The following is a 19419-nucleotide window of genomic DNA, read 5'->3' as shown; positions in this document are numbered from 1 at the left end:
CCGTCACGCGCGACGGCCGGGTTCCCGACGAGTCGTCAGGCGACGGCCTGCACCCGCTCTCCCACTTCACGATGTTCAAATGCCACCGCAGCGCCTTTCGCATCGAAGAGCGTGACCGACGCCGCCGCCACCTTGATGCCGACGTGCGCGCCGACAGCGTGCTGAGCGTCCTTCTTGTCGAGCTTCAGCGAAATGGGCTTGCCCACGCCGTCGAGTTGCGCGTGCAGAAGCGACACGTCGCCCAGGTGCTCGACCAGCTCCACGCGAGCAGGAAGCCCTTCACCCGGCGCACCGACGCCGAGGTACTCAGGGCGCACGCCGAGCGTCAGCTCACCGGCAATCGCGCGATCCGGGCGGCCTGGCAAGACGATCTGGTCACTGCCGCCGGTCAGCGTGACCACCGTTTGCGATTCGCTCTGCGACACGAGCGTGGCGGGCAGCATGTTCATTTGCGGCGAGCCGATAAAGCCGCCGACAAAGCGGTTCGCCGGCCGGTCGTACAGATCGAGCGGCGCGCCGATCTGCTCGATATGTCCTTTGTTGAACACGACGATCTTCTGGCCGAGCGTCATCGCCTCGACCTGGTCGTGCGTGACGTAGATCATCGTCGTGCCGAGTTCGCGGTGCAGCTTCGCGAGTTCGATCCGCATCTGCACACGCAGCGCGGCGTCGAGATTCGACAGCGGTTCGTCGAACAGAAAAACGCGCGGCTTGCGCACGATCGCGCGGCCGATCGCAACGCGCTGCCGCTGGCCGCCCGAGAGCGCCTTCGGCTTGCGGTCGAGCAGATGGGTAATCTGCAAAATCTCGGCGGCACGCCCCACCGCGTCGCTCACTTCGCGCTTCGACTTGCCCGACAGCTTCAGCGAAAAACCCATGTTTTCCGCGACCGTCATGTGCGGATACAACGCGTAGCTCTGGAACACCATCGAGATGCCACGGTCCGCGGGTTGCAGGTCGTTGACCCGTACGCCGTCGATCAGAATGTCGCCGCCGCTCACCGATTCGAGTCCGGCGATCATGCGCAGCATGGTCGACTTGCCGCATCCCGACGGCCCGACGAATACCGTGAACTGACCATCCGGAATATGAAGGTCGATGCCCTGAATGACCTGTGGTCCTTCACCATACGTCTTCGCGACGTTACGCAATACGAGTTCGCCCATTTCTAGCTTCTCCTGAAACCTGAATCCTGATGCCCGATACCTGCTGTCCCGCGCGACGTGGCGCGCCGCCACGTTCTGCCGCGTCGCGCGGGTTGCGTGCGATGCCGATGAATCCGCGTTAGCGCGACGCCGCCACGCCCGCGTGCTGCGCAATCACGTCGCGATACCAGAGCGCGCTGTCTTTCGGCGTGCGCTGCTGGGTTGCATAATCGACGTACACCATGCCGAAGCGCTTGTCGTAACCCGACGCCCATTCGAAGTTGTCCATCAGGCTCCACGCGAAATAACCGGCGACGTCCACGCCCTTCTTCGCCGCATCCGACAGTGCCGCGAGGTGCAGGTCGAAAAAGCTGATGCGGTCGGTGTCGCGCACGCGGCCGTTGTCCAGCACGTCTTTCGCGGCACAGCCGTTTTCGGTGATGTAAATCGGCGGCAGGTGATAGTCGGCGTTCAGCTTCGTCAGCAATTCCGTCAGACCTTGCGGATAGATTTCCCAGTCCATATCGGTAAAGCCGAGCACGCCCGGCGGACGCTTCGGACCCGACGCGCTCGCGAAAATGCGCGTGTAGTAGTTCACGCCGAGGAAGTCCATCGGCGTGCCGATGATGTCGAAGTCGCCGTCGCGGATCACCTCTTGCGGGCCGTTCTCGCCGTACCACGCGAGCGCTTGCGCCGGATAACGGCCTTTGAACAGCGGGTCCATGTACCAGCTCACGAACTTCTCGTATTCGAGCGACGCGGCGGCCTGGTCTTCGGGCGAATCGGTCGCGCCATCCGACGACGACTGGTTCAGCACGATGCCGAGCGGCGCCTTCACGCCGTCGGCGCGCAACGCCTGCAACGCGAGACCATGCGACAGCAGCAGGTGGTGCGCGACGTGGGCCGCTTTCTTCAGGCTCTCGTTGCCCGGCGCGAAATAGCCGGTGACGTTGCCGAGCCACGCGGTACACCACGGCTCGTTATGCGTGGCGATGGACGCCAGACGGTCGCCCAGCACGCTGCCGATCTTGCTTGCGTAGTCTGCGAAACGATAGGCGGTGTCGCGGTTTTCCCAGCCGTTTTGCGTGTCCTGCAATGCTTGCGGCAGGTCCCAGTGATACAGCGTTGCGAACGGCTGGATATTGCGCTTCAGCAGACCGTCGACGAGACGCTCGTAAAAGTCCAGACCCTTCTCGTTGAATGCGCCACGGCCGTCCGGCTGCACGCGCGGCCACGCGATCGAAAAGCGATACGCCTGCAGGCCCAGTTCGGCCATCATGTCGAGATCCTGCTCCAGACGATGGTAGTGATCGCAAGCAACGTCGCCGTTCTCGCCTCTCACCACTTTGCCCGGCACCTTGCAGAAGGTGTCCCAGATAGACGCGCCGCGGCCGTCTTCGTTCGCTGCACCTTCGATCTGATACGAACTGGTCGCTACGCCCCAGACGAAGTCTTCCTTAAACCGGTATGTCGACATAAATAATGTTGCCCTGAATGGTCATGCCCGTGAGGGTCAAAAGTGAGTCGTTAGTCGTTAATCGGGAGAAACGGGATCAGGCCTTGACCGCACCGGTCGTCAGACCGTCGATCAGTCGGCGCGACGTGAAAGCGAACAGCACGAGCAGCGGTATCACGGCGACCGCCGAGCCCGCCATGACGGCGCCCCAGTCCGAATTGGTCGGGCTCTGCAAGATACGCAGCGCGAGCGGCAGCGTGTACATCGACGGCGAGCGCAGCACGACGAGCGCCGACAAAAAGTTGTTCCATGCCTGAATGAAGCTGATCAGGCCGAGCGTGCCGAGTGCCGGGCCGAGCAGCGGCAGCACCACGCTCCAGTAAATGCGGAACTCGCCGCATCCGTCGATACGCGCCGCCTCGATCAACTCCGACGGAATCGCCGACGCCACGTACTGACGCATCAGGAACACGCCGAGCGCGGCGGCCGCGCCGGGCACATACAGCGCGCGCGGCTCGTTGATCCAGCCCAGCAGGTTCATCGTCATGAAGGTCGGAATCATGCCGAGGAACGGCGGCACCAGCATCGCCGTCAATGCGACCGCGAACAGCGCCTTCTTGAAACGGAACTCGTACATCGCGAATGCGTAGCCCGCCATCGATGTGACCAGCAGCGTCAGCACCGTTTGCATCGTCGCTGTGTAGAAGCTCCAGCCGAGGTTGCGCCAGAACGGGATATGCCGCATCAGCGACGCCATGTTGTCCAGAAACGCGCTGCCGAACCACAACGGCGGCGGCATCGAGAAGATTTCCGAACTCGTGTGCGTCGCGAAGACGAACATGAAATAGAACGGCGAGAACATCAGCACCGCGCCCGCCAGCACGATCGCGTAGCCGGTATAGCGGGCCTTGTTATTCGACAGTTGCGACAGTTTCATCGCTGTCCCTCCTCGTTCATGCCGCTGCGGTGAAAGATGCGTGTGTTGAGCCACATCAGCGCGGCAATGGTGATGAACAGCAGCCACGCAATCGAACTCGCCGTACCGAAGTCGCCGTCGTGAAATGCCGTGCGGTACATGTAGACCGCCGTCGTCAGACCCGACTGACTCGTGCCCATGCCTTCATTCGGCAGCAGGATGAACGGCTCTTCAAACAGTTGCAGGCCGCCGATAATGGAGAGCGTCACCGCGAAGAAAATCATCGGCTTGATCAGCGGAATCGTGATGCGCGTGAACTGTTGCCAGCCGTTCGCGCCGTCGATTTTCGCGGCCTCGTAGAGATCCTTCGGAATGGTTTGCAGCGCCGACAGATAAAGCACCGTATTCCAGCCGACATAACGCCAGAAGATCACCACCGACACCGCCGGCTTGACGTTGGCCGGGTTATACAGCCACTCGATGCGATGTGCGGGCACGATCCAGTGAAGCCCCGGCAATTTGCCGATCTCGGCAATAGCGAGATTGATCATGCCGAAGTCGGTCGAATACAGCGACGAGAAGATCAACGCAATCGCGACACTCGACGTGATGAACGGCAGAAAATACAGCCCGACGACGAAATTGCGCCAGCGCCGGAATGCGGTCTGCAGGAAAAACGCGAGCGGCAATGCAATCAGATGTTGCGGCAGACCCGACGCGATCGCCATGTACGCCGTGTTGTACAGCGACTTCCAGTACCACGGGTCGGTCAGCGTGAACGTGAAGTTCGACAGGCCCACCCACTTCATGCTGGCGAGCCCCGCTGTTGCGTCCCAGCTCTGGAACGACAGGTACAGCGAGAACAGCAGCGGAAACGCGATGAACAACGCGAACAACAGAAAGAACGGCGCGACAAACAGATAAGGCGCGACCTTCACTGGATTGACCAGCGATTTTCTGCGCGGCGCCGCGAGCGGCGGCCGCACGTCGCTCACGCGCCCTTCATGGGCGCCCGGCTCGGGTGTGGGCAGTGACAAGCTCATCAGTAGTTCCGTCCAGTCGGGCGTGGCCGGCAGGCATCGCCGGCCACGCTAGTGCAAACTTCAGCCACGGCGACGCTGCATGACAGCACGCCGTGGTGTTTCATCAACGGCGAATGCGGTGCGTGATCTGGTCTTGCGCTTCCTTCAGTGCCGTGTCGACGTCCTCGTTATCGTCGACGACCTTGTCGAGCGCGGAGTGGACAGCTTCTTCCGCCACCTGGTCATACTTGCTGCGCTGGATCGCCGGAATGTGCGACGCTGCATCGCGCCAGATCAGACGGGCCTTTTCGTTGCCGAGGAACGCAACCGGCTCGGCGAAGAAGCCGTCGTTCTGCGCGGAGAGCAGTGCGGGGAATGCGTCGATCGAACGGAACGAGGCGAGTTGCGTATCCTGGCGGGTGGTCAGGAATTTGATGAATTCCCACGACATCGCCTTTTGCGTCGCCTTCACGGGAATCGAGTAGAACGTGCCGCCGAACGATGCGTAAGAGTTGTTCGGCAGATTCGCCGCGCGCCACAGACCCTTCGTGTCCGGTGCGATCCACGACGACAGGTGGCCGCCGAGCCATGCGCCCATCATCTGCGTGGCGACGGTGCCGCGCTTGAAGCTCTCGGCCCATTCGTTCGACCACGGCGTGATCTTCGCGTCGAGACCCAGGTCGCGCGCCTTCTTCGCGAGCTTGAACGCAGTGACGAAACGCGCGGACGTAACGACCGGATTGCCCGCCTTGTCGAAGTACACGCCGTCGCCCTGCTTCAGATCGGCACGAATGTAGATGTCTTCGATATCGCGCGACGACGCCATCAGATACGCGCCCGTCGCCTTCTTGATCTTCACGCCCGACGCGAGATACGAGTCCCACGATTTGTTCAGATCGGCTTCGGTCACGCCGGCCTTGTCGAGAATGTCCTTGCGATAGAACAGCGTGCCCGGACCGATGTCCGACGGCATGCCGACAATCGCGCCATCCTGCGTAGTGGCCTGCGCGAACGTATAGCCGATGAACTGGCTCTTGTACTGGCCCGCGTTGTACGGTGGCTTCGACAGGTCTTCAAGACCGCCGCCCGCTGCGAACCGGCCGATAAAGCCCACTTCGACCGCCATCACGTCGGGCAGATCGGAGCTGGTGGCGAGCGCGGTCGTCATTGCGTTGTGGTGATCGGCAATCGCCAGCGACGACACCTTGATGTCCACATCCGGATGGAGCTTCTTCCATGCCGGAAGCGCGTCCTTGATTTCCTGATCGAGCTTCGGGAAGACGGCGACCGTCAATGTGGTGTTCGCGTGTGCGCTGATCGCCGCGATGCTCAGCAGAACTGCGGCGGCTGGCCCTGTAAATCGGAATGTCATTTGTTTGTCTCCTGTTGAACCGTTTGTAGATTGCTGTCGGTTACTTCGTCGTTGCTTCTGGGGCTTTCCTGTTGCGACTCATCAATTACGATTTACTTTCCTTTATGCGTTTTGAAAGCGCTTTCATGGGCTTTCAAAAAAAACGCACCGAAGGGTGCATCCCGCTAACTTCTCGTCCGTGCCTACTGCTGACGCCGCGGTTTTGACCGCTTCGACACAGGTGTTGGCGCTGGCGCCGGACCTATTCGCTGCGTCGTCTCTCGTGTCACCAGCGTGAGCGGAATCGGATTCAGCGCGACGGCCTGCTTGCGGATCATCTGCACGATGCCTTGAGCCGCGAGACGGCCAATTTCATAAGTGGGCTGGCGGACCGTAGTGAGCGGCGGCGTCATGTACGACGAGGTGGGCAGATCGTCGAAGCCGACCAGCGACATATCTTCCGGCACCCGCAACCCGCGACGGAACAACGTGAGACGCGCGCCGTAGGCGGTTTGATCGTTCGCGCAGAACACCGCGCTGAACGACGGACCGCGCTCGAACAGCCGTTCCATGGCCGTGACTCCGCCGGTCTCGAGATAGTCGCCCTGCTCGACCAGTTCCGCGTCGAACGGGATGCCCGCTTCTTTCAATGCGATCCGGTAACCGTCGAGACGCTCGATCGCATCTTCGTGATTCGGCGGCCCGGCGATAAACGCAATCTTGCGATGCCCCTCGCCGATCAGATGACGGGTCGCATCGCGCGCGCCCTGCAGATTGTCGATCGGCAAGCTCGCTAGGACGGCACTGTTCCGCACGGAGCGTCCGAGTACGAGCAAAGGTGCATGCCGCGAATATTCGATCAGCGAGGTTTCGTCGAGCTGGGCATGCAGAAGAATGATGCCGTCGACACGACGCGCAATGAACTGCTCCATGCGCGACATTTCATCCTTGACGTTCCAGCGACTGCTGACGAAGAGCGGCGTAAAGCCTGGCTCATACAGTCCGTCTTCGATACCGCGCAGCCACTCCGCGTAAAACGGGCTGGACACGGTTTGCGTCAGTACGCCGATGGTGTCGGTCTTGCCGCTCGCGAGGCTTCGAGCCAGCACGTTCGGCCGATAGTTGAAACGCGCGATAGCCTGTTCCACCGCGTGCTGCTTCGCGGGCAACACACGCGCAGTGCCATTCAGAATGCGCGACACCGTACTGGGGGAAACGCCGGCTGCCCGCGCGATTTCCTCGAGTGTCACATTAGGTGGAGTTTGACCGTCGTCGTTCATGGTCCAAGAATACTGCTTTTTGAAAGCGCTTTCAAACTTGAGTTTACCCTTACTACACCAGGGACACCTGCATTACATGTGAAGTGACTACATAAAAAAGCAGCCGGTGCGACGAGGGTGGAGGATGCGTCGCACCGGCCTCTCTACGAAAGAGATGTAAGCAGTACTAGAAACACAGAGATCACTACGATTGCCGGTCAGGCAATTTGCTACTTAGAACGTGGTCATGATGCCGGCGAAGACACCTGTCTGGCTGTGACCGTAGTCCGGGTTGCTGTTGGACGACGTGCCGGTCGCCGGGTCATAGTTGTTGTTGCCGTACGGGCCGTTGCCGAGGTTGATGTTCGACGTCGAGCTGTTGTGGATGTAGCCGGCTTCCGTGTACAGGAACGTACGCTTGGACAGCGCGTAGGTTGCTGCGAGCGTGAACAGCGTCGCGTTACCGTTGCCGTTGTTCGCATTCGCATGGAAGACTGCGCCGGTCACTGCCGTTGCGCTCGTCACTTGCCATGCAGCGCCGAACCATTCGTGGTTCACGCCCGTCGGTGCGCCTACGCCAACCGGTTGCGATGCAGCGGTCACGCCCATGCTCGCGTTGGTTGCGTCAGGTGCGCTCAGGTGCTGATAGCCGGCATACAGCTTCACAGGACCGATCACGTACGTACCGCCGGCCAGAATCGAGCGCGAAGCCGAGTAGACGTTGTTGAACGAGCCGTCTGCGCCGCGCACTTCGTCATAGATCACGCGGAAGTCGCCGCTGCCGAACGTGTAGATACCTTCGACGGCGTTGGTGCGGCCCTGGCCGGTCGGAACACCTGCCGAATTGACCGGTGCCGAGTTCCAGCTGGTGTTGTTCGTCAGCGAGTATTGGCCCTTCAAAACGAGGCCGCCGAGCAGGACGGGCGAGTTGTACTCTGCGCCGTTGCTTGCGCTGGCCCAGTTACGGCCACGCACCAGCGTCGAGATTGCGTAACGCTGCATCAGTTGCGGGTCGGTGCCCCAGCTGTCCTGCGACAGTTCGCCAGCGCCGAGGTTACCGATCTTGAACAGACCGAAGTGATCATTCGTGAAGCCGACAGTGGCGTGACGGCCAAACAGATTGCCCGCCGAAGCGCCGGTCATCGTATTGAGCTGCCCTTCCAACTGGAACACGGCCTTCGTGCCGCCACCCAGGTCTTCAGCGCCTTCCAACCCGAACCACGAGCAACCCCAGTTACCGCTCTCGGCTGCCCATGCATGGCCGCCAGGAATGCCGGTTTCGTACTGGATGCCGTTGTCGATACGACCGTAAAGTGTGACGCTACTCTGCGCGTGGGCCGCCGCTGCAGCTGCCATCAGGGACAATGCAATAACCGTTTTTTTCATTAGATATCCTATATTCGTTTTGGCGTCTCCGAGCCGCTCAGGACATGTACTGACTCCGCACACTCCCCGCTTGCTGAAATGTCCGCTTCACATTTCGAGGCGATTATAGGTATGGGTATCGCGTGCAGTAACGATCTTCCGTGTCAGGGAAAACGCTGTTGCTCATAGCTGTTGCGCGCGATCAAATGACGAAGTAGCAAGCGCTTCGTGACCATGAGGTCATGGTCATCTGTCTGGCAAATCCGTTTGAATCCATACATGCAAAATCGGCCCGCGGGACCTGTTTGCGCTTCCCGCTGCCGCGCGAAATGCGTGCGGTCGTTTGAACGGGTGCGAAAGTCGATTTCGATGTTGCACAAATGCAACGACGAAAGTTCTCACCTGATGTATCGGCGCTGTGCTTTTGTTGGCCGCATCGATTCGTGTTCCCGAAACGCGAAGAAGTTGCCTGCTTTGCGGGCGTCGCTAATGCGCTTCTGGCAACCTTCCAGCAAGGGTTTTTATTCGGGACTATGATTCCGCCATAGGACGCCGAATCACGAGTCGTGCCCAGCTTGAGAGCGCTGGACACAAGGCCTGGAATCGCATTGGAGGGCTTGCCTGCCTCCGGCGGATTCCACCACAAAGGTCATGACCCGATCGGCTTCGACTGGCCCGCGCCACGCCGCAAGTCCACCCCCGCGTTCCACCACGACGAACGCGCAAGCTTTTCGCGGGGCGACAACTCCTCCTCCAAACGTCCCGACAGACAAAATCCCTCGACGCACCATCGAAAGAGATGGGTATGCACGGCGCAGACGGGGCTTTTGTCGTTGACTTCCGCGGCCCATCCTGGAGTCCGACCGGAAGTGTCGTCGCCGGAGTTCGCCGGCAGATCTGCCTCTCTGCAAGGAGTTATTGTGAAAAAAGCTATTGCAACCACTCTCGCGTTATTGATTGCCGGCACCATTGCGCCGGTCGCCGTTGCCGACACCGATTCGTCGATGAACGATGGGCAACTCGCGCACGCCGTCCGCGTTTCAGCGGCGCGTAGCGGCGTAAGTCTGTCTCATGTGTTTGTCTTTGCGCGCTCGGGACAGGTCACGCTGATCGGCTGGGTCCCTGAGCGCACCCAGGTCGCGCTGGCTGAACGCAGTGCCACCTCGGTGGACGGCGTGACGTCGGTAAACAACCTGCTTTCTCGTGGACGTTGAACGCAACGCAAAAAACACGCGGACGATTTTCACCGTCCGCGTGTTTAACGTTTGCGTCTGCTGTGACGTATTGAATGTTTGCTTAGCAGATTCGCAGGCCGCGATTTCCGCTTGCCTATCTAATGGCTCGCGGGCGATATAAGTCTGCAGAATGAGGCAAGCGAAGCGCGGCTTCTATTGCCGCGCTACGTGCGAGTCGTTGCAGCTTCCAGGCGTTGCCAGAGACTTGCGTCGCTTCGTGAAGGTGACAGCAACGCCCGGATCGATCGAATATGGCTTTAAACGTGGACCGTCACGTCTCCTTCACCTGCGGGCAAAGTAATGCTCACGCCTGCCTCGCCACTCTTCGTCGGCAATCCGCCGGCATCCCGCAAGCTATTCCACTGACGCAACAACAGCGGCAACGGAGCCTGCACCCCATCGCGCCGAATCCGCAACGTATCGCCTTGACGCGTCACGCTGACATGCGTGACAGCTGCGCCGCCAAGATCGCGCAACGTCACCGTAGCGGTTTTGCCGTCGCAAAGTTCGAACAGATGCAGTTCGCTTTGCTGTGCATAGTCGTAATCGGGACGCTGATTTTCCGTGCCCAGTGCCAGTAGCGTGTTGGGCCGCACGAACAGCGGCAGGCTCATGAACCCGTGCCGCTCGCGCAGCCAGCGGCCGCCCTCGACCTGCTCGCCGCTGAACAAATGCGTCCAGCGTCCTGCGGGCAGATAGAAATCCACGTCGCCGACTGCGTTGAAAACCGGTGCAACCAGCAACGAATCTCCAAGCACGTATTGACGGTCCAGATAATCGCACGCGGGATCGTCGGGAAACTCCAGCAGCATGGCGCGCAACATGGGCGTGCCGTGATCGACGGCCTGCTTTGCGGCGTCAAACAGATACGGCATCAAGCGCGATTTCCACTCGGTGAAATGCCGCACCACGTCGACCGCTTCATCGTCGAACAACCATGGAACGCGATACGACTTGCTGCCATGCAAACGGCTATGGCTCGACAGCAATCCGAACGCGCACCAGCGCTTATAAACATCGGCTGGCGCGGTGTGCTCGAAGCCGCCAATATCGTGGCTCCAGAAGCCGAAGCCGCTGAGTCCAAGCGACAGGCCGCCGCGCAACGTCTCCGCCATCGATTCGTAAGTCGCGCTGCAATCGCCACCCCAATGCACCGGCAATTGCTGGCTGCCGACCGTGCCCGAGCGCGCGAACACAACAGCTTCGCCTTCGCCGCGCACTTCTCGCAATACGTCGAACACCACCTTGTTGTACAGGTAGCTATAGTAGTTGTGCATCTTCTGCGGATCGGAGCCGTCGTGGTACACGACGTCGGTCGGAATCCGCTCGCCGAAATCGGTCTTGAAACAATCCACGCCCATTTCCAGCAGCCGCCGCAAATGTCCCGCATACCATTGCGCAGCAGCCGGATTCGTGAAGTCCACAATGCCCTGGCCAGGTTGCCAGCGGTTCCACTGCCACACGTCACCATTCGGCTTGCGCAACAAATAGCCCATCTCCATGCCTTCGGCAAACAGCGGCGACGGCTGCGCGATATACGGGTTGATCCACAAGCAGATCTTCAGACCACGCGCCTTGAGCCGTGCCAGCATCGCTCGCGGATCGGGGAACGTCTCGCGGTTCCACTCGAAGTCGCACCAGTGGAAAGCCTTCATCCAGAAGCAGTCGAAATGGAATACGTGCAACGGAATGCCACGTTCCGCCATACCGTCGATGAAATGATTCACCGTGGCTTCGTCGTAATTCGTCGTGAACGACGTGGTGAGCCACAGACCGAACGACCACGCCGGTGGTAGCGCGGGACGGCCGGTCAGACGCGTGAAGCGCTCCAGCACTTCCTTCGGCGTCGGCCCGTCGATCACGTAGTACTCCAGTTTTTCACCGGCGACGCTGAATTGCATCTTCGCCACTTTTTCGCTGGCTATCTCAAACGAGACGTTTTCGGGGTGATTCACCAGCACGCCGTAACCGCGATTGGTCAAGTAGAACGGAATGTTCTTATAGGCCTGTTCAGTGCCCGTACCGCCATCGCGATTCCAGCTCTCGACCACCTGCCCGTTCTTCACGAACGCGGTAAAGCGCTCGCCCAGTCCATAAACGTTTTCGCCGACACCGAGATCGAGCCGCTCGAACATGAACGGCGCGTCGCCCTGATTTGCATCGCTGACATGACCCGCGCCGCGAAAGCCGCTACCTGTAATGCGTTGACCGTCGCGCAGAAAATCTACTGACCAATCGCCCGACTTTGCAATGCGTACGCTGAGAGAGCCGCTGGTGAGCGTGGCTTCGTCGTCGGTATTGCGCGTGGTGACAGGCCCATCTACGCGATTGAGCTGGAAATGTGGGCCGATATCTCGCGTGCCACGAAAATGTTCGACCTTCACGCCAATCACGCCGCTTTGCGGCGAAAAGAAACGCCACGTGAGCAAGCCGGTATCGAGTTGCCGCTCGCGGCTCGATACGTCGCGCGGCGCGGCGTGAACGAGTAGTTCGTCACCGAGCGCTTCCACACTGTGCAGTGCAGCCGAGTACAGCACATTCAGGCCGTCGCGGATCAACCAGTTGCCATCGCTGATTTTCATACAAGCTTTCTCATAGCGTGTTGATACCCGCTCCGCCGGGCGGCGGAACGAAACTCAATGGAGTGCCTAAGTTAAGACGTATTCGGTGCCTACAGCGCCTGCTCCGTCTTCCGGTCGAAGACGTGAATGTGGTCGCTGGCGATGTCGAGACTCACAGCCTCGCCACTTCGTATGGCCGAAACGCCCGCATGCGAAACCAGCACGAGCGATTCGACACCGTCGACACGAAGGGACGCAAAGGTCATCGACCCCGTCGTTTCCACGCTGTCGATCACGGCGCTGAAGCCTCTGCCACCAGCATGAATATGCAGATGCTCGGGACGCAAACCGAGCCATACAGCCGTACCTGCAGGCAGCCTACGGCCAGGGCCGAGGTCCAGCGTCTGCGACTGTGCGGCTCCGAACTGTGCACGTCGTCCGTCGGAACCAATCACGGCTTCGATGAAGTTCATCGACGGCGAGCCGATAAAGCCTGCAACAAACTTGTTCGCCGGACGGTGATACAGGTCCAGCGGTGCGCCCTGCTGTTCGACCTGCCCCGCGCGCAACACGACGACGTGATCGGCCATCGTCATTGCTTCGATCTGGTCGTGCGTAACGTACACCGACGTCGCCTTGAGCCGCTCATGCAGCTTGCGAATTTCGGATCGCATATGCACGCGCAGCGCGGCATCGAGATTGGACAACGGTTCGTCGAAAAGAAACACCTTGGGATTGCGCACGATTGCGCGTCCCATTGCGACCCGCTGCCGCTGTCCGCCCGACAGTTGACGCGGCATACGCGCGAGCAGATGCTCCAGCCCCAGCGTGCGCGCCACTCCATCGATGCATTCGCGAATCGCCTGCGGTGCAGTGCCTCTTAACCGCAGCGAATACGACATATTCTTCTCGATGTTCATATGCGGATATAGCGCATAGCTCTGGAACACCATCGCGACATCGCGCTTACGCGGCGGCATGTCGTTCACCACCTTGCCGTCGATCCGCAACGTGCCGCCGGTACTCCGTTCGAGTCCGGCAATCGTGCGCAGCAAGGTCGACTTGCCACAACCCGATGGCCCGATCAGCGCGACAAAACATCCTTCCGGCACGCGGATATCGATGTCTTTCAACACCTGCACGGGTCCGTAACTCTTGCTCAGACGCTCGATCTGAATTCGATCCACAGCGATTCTCCGGCCGGTATTCACCGGCAAATACATAGGCGTGACTTGAGTTACTTGAGCGCGCCAGCGGTCAGGCCGGCGACGATCCTGCGTTGCAACAACATGAACGCGACCAGGATCGGCGTGACGAAAATGGCCGAGTAGGTCATGATGCCGATCCAGTCGATCCTGGTCGCACCGACGAACGCGGACAACCCCACCGTCGCGGTCTGATACTGGTCGTCGAGAATCAGCGAACGGGCGTACACATACTCGCCGAACGATTGCAGGAACACCAGAATCGCCGACACGAGAATGCCGTTCACGGCGAGCGGCAAGATCACGCCGAAGAACGCGCGCATCGGCGACGCGCCATCGACCAGCGCGGCATCGCGCAACTCACGCGGCACCTGCACGAAGCTCGGACGGCACAGCACGATATAGAACGGCAGCGTCTTCGTGATCTGCGCGATCACTACCGCAAGGCGCGGCGTCTCCAGCAACCCGAGCGCCTTGAACGCGGTGAAGATCGGCGTCACCATCAGGCTCGAAGGGAGTGCCTGCAAAACCAGTACCGTGAAAATCGCGAAGCTAGTCCAGCGGTTCTGCACGAAGGCCAGCGCATAAGCGGCGCCCGTACCGACGAAAACCGTCACGGCCACCGTGCCGCATGCGGTCACGAGCGAATTCCACAGGAAGTTGCCCATGCCCCGCTCGGTGAACACCTGCCACAAATGCGATTCGGGATGCTGCGGCCAGAACGTCGGCGGATACTGGAACATCTCGCTGGCGCTCTTGAACACGGTGATGTACATCCAGTACAGCGGGAACATGTAGACCGCCGTCACGCACAACGCGATCACAAAAAGGATGTAGCGCTTCATGTCAGACCATCCTTTCGTTGCGGGTCGAGCGTACGTAAATCACCGCGACCACCAGCACCAGCAACAACATCAACGTAGCGACCGCAGAGCCCGCCGACACCTCGAACGTTTGCAGCGACAGCTGCCACGACCAGAACTGCGCCACTTGCGACGAGTTGGCTGGGCCGCCTTGCGTCAACGCGGCGATCAGATCGAATTGCTGCATCGTCATGATTGCGCCGAGTGCGATGACTGCGCCGAGCGTAGCCTTCATCATCGGCAACGTGATGCCGACAAAACGCTGCAATGGGTTCGCGCCGTCGAGTTCGGCCGCTTCATACAGATCGGCGGGAATCGCCGCAAGGCCGACCGACAACAGCAGCATGTTGAACGGCACGCCGAGCCATACGTTCGCAAGAATCACCGCGTACAACGACCAGGCCGGGTCCGATAACCAGAAGATCTTCTCGTTCAGCAGATGCGTTTGCATCAGCACATGATTCAGCACGCCGTAATCGCCCGCAAAAATCAGTTTCCAGATCACGCCGACGACCAGCCCCGGCATGATCCAGCCCGCGAGAAACAGGCCACGCATTGCGCTAGCAAACGGAAAATCCTGTGCAAACAGCAACGCCAGCAGAAAGCCGATGATGATCTGGAACGTCAACGACAAACCGACGAACAACACTGTATTAACGAGTACCTGGCGCGCTTCGGGCCGCCCGAACACGTCGCGATAATTGGCGAGTCCGACAAATGGCCGCAACAGCGTGGCGGGCTCCATCAGGTCGACCTGCTGGAACGACAGCACGATGTTGTAGATAAGCGGCAGTCCCGCGAATATCAGCAGATACAGCAGTGCGAACACCGCCAGCGATATTTCAAAAGCATTGGCGCGCGGGAAGCGGCGCATTAATGTGTTCATGGCTTTGATCTGACAGGTACGGCATGGGTCAACCGGGCACCACGAAGGGCGCCCGGCAATCCCGGCACGGCGACGTGAAAACCCGTTGCTTAGTGAGCGACGCCCTGCACCGTCTGACCGGCAGTGGTCATCGCCTGAGCCGGCGCGGCCTGGTGCGTCAGCACCGATTGCATCGCGTCGGAAATCGCTTTCGAGACTTTCGGCCACTGCGGATTAGGACCGCGCGCACGGGCGTACTCCATCTGCTCGTTGAACGCCTTGTACGCTTGCGGCCATTTCGGATTCACCGTGTTGGTGTCCTTCGACGGCGGTAGCATGCCGAAATCGTTCCAGTTGCGGCCGCGTTGCGAGTACATGTATTCGAGGAACTGGAACGCGACGTCCGGATCTTTTGCGCCGCGCAGAATGGCGTGATTCTGTTCGCCGAGCGCCGACGCGCGCGCGCCGCCCGCTTTCTCTGTCGGCAGCAATGCGACTCGCCACTTGAACTTCGCGCCCTTCTCGACCGCGTTCAGTTCCCACGGACCGTCGATGTCCATCGCGGCATTGCCGTTGATGAACGTCGCCGCCGCTTCCGATTGTGTGTGCGTGAGCGTATCGGGCGACGCCACTTTCGCGTCCATCAGCTTCTGCCAGAACGTTGCCGCGCGTGCCGCACCCGGATCGTTCAGCTTGTCCCAATCGGCGCCCGTCGCCTGAATGAACGGCAGGAACTGGAACACGCCTTCTTCGTTATTGATCGCAGAAAACGCGAGACCGTAGACGTTTTTCTGCGCGTCGGTCAGCTTCTTCGCGTCCGTGTACAACTCGTCCCACGTTTGCGGCGGATGGTTCGGGTCGAGTCCTGCAGCCTTGAACATGTCTTCGTTGTAGTACAGCGCGAGCGTGTTGGTGCCGCGCGGAATCGCATACACCTTGCCGTTCCAGCTTGCGTTCTTCAGCGGTCCGGGGAAGATCTGCTTCGCGTCGATCACCTTCGACTTCGCCAGATAAGGCGTGAGGTCGAGCAGCGCGTTCTTCGACGCGAACATCGCGGTATTCGGGTTATCGATCGGCACGACGTCCGGCATGCTGCCCGACATCACTGCGCGCATAGTCTCGTCATTGAGCGCGGCGAAGCCTACCTTGCGGATTTGCAGATGCACGTCCGGATGCAGTTTGGCAAACTCCTGCGCCATTTTTTCGGTGTAATTGTCCGGCTCGTCCACGGCCCAGACGGACAGCGTCGCGGCGTGCAAGGCGGTGCAGGAAAGCGAGAATGCCAAACCCAGTGCCGCGGACGCGGCCAGTAGCTTCTTCATGGTGTCTCCATTTTCGCGCGATCAAACCACGCTCGTCTCTGGCTCATTTTTCGAACTGCGGTTGAGCCGTCTCTCTCGGTTTTTCTGACGACGCGCGACCTTTCAGGTCGTCGGTGTCGCCGCTGTCGTTGTTTCCGGAAACGTTTCCGGAAGCCAGCGCATCTTTGCTTGTAGAACGAATAGTGTCAAGTCGGCGGCGAAAATCGCAATCGGATTTCCCGAAATACGCAATGCCGGTTGCGGTTCAAGTACGGGTTAGCCATGAGCCGTCACTTACCTTTTCCTGACGGCTTTTGACGACTCCGGCGGTAACGCGTCGCTATCACGCTCTCGCAGCGACAACGGCCAAAGCGAAGGCTCGCGCGCGTCGCCGTAGGTATCTGCGAAGTCGGGAAACTGCGCGAGCAACGATTGCGCGAGGCGTCGTCCTAACTCGTAAGCGTCGAGTGTGAAACCAGTCAGACGGGGCGCGAGGAATTCGGCAAGCTCGCCTGTCAGCACGCCGCCGGAGATAGCCAGATCGCGGCCCGGCGTCTTGCCGAGTTCGTAAAGCTTCCGATATGCACCGATCGCCATGCAGTCGCTCTGGAACATCAACGCGGTAGGTGCCCGCGCGAGTTCCAGCAACTCCTGCGTGATCTGATAGCCGCCGCGTTCCGACAACTCATTGCGACGCACGTAGCCCTTCGGCACATCGAGCCCATGCTTTGCCATCGCCTCCTGCCATGCATGCAGATAAACGTGCGCCTGCATCGCATCGTTATCGGGAATGCCCAGCGCGATTCGCCGATGTCCGAGCGCCACCAACCGCGCAACACCCGCCTCGGCGGCGGATTTGAAATCAAGGTCGACCCATGCGTGCTCGCCGCCCGACTCGCTGCGGCCCAGCGCGACGAAGGGAAAATTGCGAGCCGCCACATAGTCGATCCTTTCATCGTGATGCCGGGTGCCCGCGAGGATCACCCCATCCACGTGACGACGCTCGACAATGCGGCGCAACCGGGCACATTCGTCCTCCCACGATTCGCTCGCGTACATCACGAGGTCCATGCCGTGCTGCGACAGAATGGATTGCAGGCCGTCCGCGAGCGTCATGAAAACGCCGAGCGTGTAGTTCTCTTCTTCGCGGCGCATCGGCAGCATCAGCCCGATGATGTCGAGCCTGCCCTTGCGCAGACTTTCGGCCGCCTTGTTAGGCGCATAGCCATGCCGAAGCGCTGCGGCGCGTACACGTTCGCGGGTTTCGGCACTGACTTCGTCGCTGTCGTTGAGCGCGCGCGAAATGGTCGAAACGGAAAGATTGAGCTCGCTGGCGAGCTGTCGAATGCCCATGCGTTGGTCTGACCCGATGTGTAATCCGGTCAAGCTTATCAAACTGATGCGGTTTCAATATCGGCTGCGTGCCGGACCGTTTAACGGCTTTCGGAATACGCAGCCACCTCTTTTTCCGACTTCGGCGACCTTCGGATGTAGCCCGCTCGCGCACGAATCGGCGCGTGTCGATGACACCGTGGAACGGGTCAGGTAAACCCCGCATAGCGACTGTTGCAGCGTCTGCTTAGTATCGCATGTTACCGATAACGTTACGACAGGTTAGGCGACGTATCGACAGAAAAACATACGACACGGAGACCCCGGATGCGCTTCAGATCGACCTCGACACGCCTGCTCTACCTCGCGGCCACGCTCGGTGCCGTCGCATTGACCACAGGCTGCGTGAGCAGTCACGCGCCGGTCGCTCACGACGGTCCGCCGCTTGCAGCCGCACCGGCTGAAGCGACGCCGCAACTGAAAAACGTGATGGCTGCGCATTTCAAAATTGGCGCGGCGATCGAGCCTGACTCGATAGAAAGTCCTAAAGACGCAGCCCTTCTCGCCGCGCAGTTCTCGAGCCTGACCGCAGAGAACAAGATGAAACCTGGCACCATCGGCGTAGCTGAAGGCCAATACAACTTCGCGCCCGCCGACGAGATAATCGCGTTCGCGCAGGCGCATGGCATTGCAGTGCGAGGTCACACGCTCGCCTGGCATTTCCGTGCGGGCGACTGGACCGAAGCGCCCGCGTGGTTCTTCGCGGGCGATCCGAAAGACCCGCATTATCACGACATCGTCGCCGCACGTCTGCGCCGGTATGTGACCGATGTGGTCACGCATTTTCGCGGCAAGGTCTATGCGTGGGACGTAGTCAACGAAGTGATCAGCGACGATCCGCATCAGGTCTATCGTGAAGACAGCCCGTGGTATCGCGCGCTGGGGAAGGACTACATCGCGATTGCGTTCCGTGCGGCGCGCGCCGCCGATCCCGACGTCAAGCTCTATATCAACGAATACAGCACCGACGACGCGACCAAGCGCGCAAAGCTGCTGGCTGTGGTGCGTGAATTGCGTGCAGAGGGCGTGCCGATCGACGGCGTTGGGCATCAGATGCATATCAGCGTCAACTGGCCGCCTGTGGCGCACCTCAAGCAGGCTTTCGACGACGTGGCCGCGATGGGCCTCGAAAACCAGGTGACCGAGCTCGACGTGAGTCTCTATACCGATTCAGGCGCATGCTGGAGCGATCCGCATGCGTGTTTGCCCGACCTCGGCAATCCGGTCCCGAACGACGTGATGCGCGCGCAGGCGCTGCGCTATCGGGCCGTGTTCGATCTGTTCGAACATGAGCCGAGCATCAAGGCAGTGACGTTCTGGGGTTACTCGGACAAGCATACGTGGCTGACTTCGACGCCCGCGCCACGCAACAATCTGCCGCTGTTGTTCGATGCAAATTTGCGGCCGAAGGCAGCGTTCTGGACGATCGTCGATCCGACTTATCAGCCCTGACACTTGTGATGATGGCCCGCGATTATCGCGG

15 protein-coding genes are annotated in these 19419 nt (G+C 60.2%); 2 read left to right on the top strand and 13 right to left on the bottom strand.

What is annotated here, in order from left to right; all coding sequences use genetic code 11:
* Positions 1-35 precede the first annotated feature (35 nt).
* The 7 genes from ABH945_RS31575 to ABH945_RS31545 form a co-directional block, all read right to left on the bottom strand.
* Positions 36-1166: an ABC transporter ATP-binding protein gene (locus tag ABH945_RS31575; RefSeq protein WP_429253270.1), complete on the bottom strand. Its 1131-nt coding sequence runs from the start codon at positions 1164-1166 to the stop codon at positions 36-38.
* Between the two features lie 118 nt (positions 1167-1284).
* Entirely contained in the window at positions 1285-2622 is a 1338-nt protein-coding gene (locus ABH945_RS31570) for a GH1 family beta-glucosidase (protein ID WP_429253269.1), read from the bottom strand.
* 76 nt (positions 2623-2698) lie between these two features.
* Entirely contained in the window at positions 2699-3538 is an 840-nt protein-coding gene (locus tag ABH945_RS31565) for a carbohydrate ABC transporter permease (protein WP_074771978.1), read from the bottom strand.
* Positions 3535-4560, bottom strand: a complete 1026-nt coding sequence (locus tag ABH945_RS31560) for a carbohydrate ABC transporter permease (RefSeq protein ID WP_429253268.1) — start codon at positions 4558-4560, stop codon at positions 3535-3537. The genes ABH945_RS31565 and ABH945_RS31560 overlap by 4 nt, the downstream gene beginning before the upstream one ends.
* A 103-nt stretch (positions 4561-4663) precedes the next feature.
* Entirely contained in the window at positions 4664-5911 is a 1248-nt protein-coding gene (locus ABH945_RS31555; protein ID WP_074771974.1) for an ABC transporter substrate-binding protein, read from the bottom strand.
* Between the two features lie 182 nt (positions 5912-6093).
* Complete coding sequence (locus tag ABH945_RS31550) at positions 6094-7170, bottom strand: LacI family DNA-binding transcriptional regulator (protein WP_074771972.1); 1077 nt, start codon at positions 7168-7170, stop codon at positions 6094-6096.
* Between the two features lie 213 nt (positions 7171-7383).
* The gene (locus ABH945_RS31545; RefSeq protein ID WP_074771970.1) at positions 7384-8535 is read right to left on the bottom strand and encodes a porin; all 1152 of its coding nucleotides are present in this window, start codon (positions 8533-8535) and stop codon (positions 7384-7386) included.
* Positions 8536-9434: 899 nt separating this feature from the next.
* On the opposite strand from ABH945_RS31545, the gene ABH945_RS31540 reads away from it, so the two are divergent.
* Positions 9435-9728 carry a BON domain-containing protein gene (locus ABH945_RS31540; RefSeq protein WP_429253267.1) on the top strand — a complete coding sequence of 98 codons (294 nt, stop codon included), beginning with the start codon at positions 9435-9437 and terminating at the stop codon, positions 9726-9728.
* A gap of 278 nt (positions 9729-10006) precedes the next feature.
* Here the strand turns inward: ABH945_RS31540 and yicI are convergent, their stop codons facing one another.
* The 6 genes from yicI to ABH945_RS31510 all read right to left on the bottom strand — a co-directional run bounded on the left by yicI (position 10007) and on the right by ABH945_RS31510 (position 17897).
* The gene (yicI, locus tag ABH945_RS31535) at positions 10007-12331 is read right to left on the bottom strand and encodes an alpha-xylosidase (protein ID WP_429253266.1); all 2325 of its coding nucleotides are present in this window, start codon (positions 12329-12331) and stop codon (positions 10007-10009) included.
* An 89-nt stretch (positions 12332-12420) separates the two neighbouring features.
* A complete protein-coding gene (locus ABH945_RS31530; protein WP_429253265.1) occupies positions 12421-13497 on the bottom strand; it encodes an ABC transporter ATP-binding protein in 1077 nt (358 codons plus the stop codon).
* Between the two features lie 50 nt (positions 13498-13547).
* Positions 13548-14360 carry a carbohydrate ABC transporter permease gene (locus tag ABH945_RS31525; protein WP_074771960.1) on the bottom strand — a complete coding sequence of 271 codons (813 nt, stop codon included), beginning with the start codon at positions 14358-14360 and terminating at the stop codon, positions 13548-13550.
* A 1-nt stretch (position 14361) separates the two neighbouring features.
* Positions 14362-15264 (bottom strand): carbohydrate ABC transporter permease, encoded by a 903-nt coding sequence (locus tag ABH945_RS31520; protein ID WP_074771958.1) that lies wholly within the window; start codon positions 15262-15264, stop codon positions 14362-14364.
* Between the two features lie 89 nt (positions 15265-15353).
* Positions 15354-16565: an ABC transporter substrate-binding protein gene (locus ABH945_RS31515; RefSeq protein ID WP_429253264.1), complete on the bottom strand. Its 1212-nt coding sequence runs from the start codon at positions 16563-16565 to the stop codon at positions 15354-15356.
* Positions 16566-16838: 273 nt separating this feature from the next.
* Positions 16839-17897 carry a substrate-binding domain-containing protein gene (locus ABH945_RS31510; protein WP_429253263.1) on the bottom strand — a complete coding sequence of 353 codons (1059 nt, stop codon included), beginning with the start codon at positions 17895-17897 and terminating at the stop codon, positions 16839-16841.
* 306 nt (positions 17898-18203) lie between these two features.
* On the opposite strand from ABH945_RS31510, the gene ABH945_RS31505 reads away from it, so the two are divergent.
* Positions 18204-19388: an endo-1,4-beta-xylanase gene (locus tag ABH945_RS31505; protein ID WP_429253262.1), complete on the top strand. Its 1185-nt coding sequence runs from the start codon at positions 18204-18206 to the stop codon at positions 19386-19388.
* Positions 19389-19419 lie beyond the last annotated feature (31 nt).

Source organism: Paraburkholderia sp. GAS333, from assembly GCF_050435665.1.
Lineage (GTDB): Bacteria > Pseudomonadota > Gammaproteobacteria > Burkholderiales > Burkholderiaceae > Paraburkholderia > Paraburkholderia fungorum_A.
This window is presented reverse-complemented; position numbering and strand designations above follow the sequence as displayed.

Coding starts and splice junctions, on each gene's coding strand:
- ABH945_RS31575 (WP_429253270.1), bottom strand. CDS start 1,166: ATGGGCGAACTCGTATTGCGTAACGTCGCGAAGACGTATGGTGAAGGA.
- ABH945_RS31570 (WP_429253269.1), bottom strand. CDS start 2,622: ATGTCGACATACCGGTTTAAGGAAGACTTCGTCTGGGGCGTAGCGACC.
- ABH945_RS31565 (WP_074771978.1), bottom strand. CDS start 3,538: ATGAAACTGTCGCAACTGTCGAATAACAAGGCCCGCTATACCGGCTAC.
- ABH945_RS31560 (WP_429253268.1), bottom strand. CDS start 4,560: ATGAGCTTGTCACTGCCCACACCCGAGCCGGGCGCCCATGAAGGGCGC.
- ABH945_RS31555 (WP_074771974.1), bottom strand. CDS start 5,911: ATGACATTCCGATTTACAGGGCCAGCCGCCGCAGTTCTGCTGAGCATC.
- ABH945_RS31550 (WP_074771972.1), bottom strand. CDS start 7,170: ATGAACGACGACGGTCAAACTCCACCTAATGTGACACTCGAGGAAATC.
- ABH945_RS31545 (WP_074771970.1), bottom strand. CDS start 8,535: ATGAAAAAAACGGTTATTGCATTGTCCCTGATGGCAGCTGCAGCGGCG.
- yicI (WP_429253266.1), bottom strand. CDS start 12,331: ATGAAAATCAGCGATGGCAACTGGTTGATCCGCGACGGCCTGAATGTG.
- ABH945_RS31525 (WP_074771960.1), bottom strand. CDS start 14,360: ATGAAGCGCTACATCCTTTTTGTGATCGCGTTGTGCGTGACGGCGGTC.
- ABH945_RS31520 (WP_074771958.1), bottom strand. CDS start 15,264: ATGAACACATTAATGCGCCGCTTCCCGCGCGCCAATGCTTTTGAAATA.
- ABH945_RS31515 (WP_429253264.1), bottom strand. CDS start 16,565: ATGAAGAAGCTACTGGCCGCGTCCGCGGCACTGGGTTTGGCATTCTCG.
- ABH945_RS31510 (WP_429253263.1), bottom strand. CDS start 17,897: ATGGGCATTCGACAGCTCGCCAGCGAGCTCAATCTTTCCGTTTCGACC.
- ABH945_RS31505 (WP_429253262.1), top strand. CDS start 18,204: ATGCGCTTCAGATCGACCTCGACACGCCTGCTCTACCTCGCGGCCACG.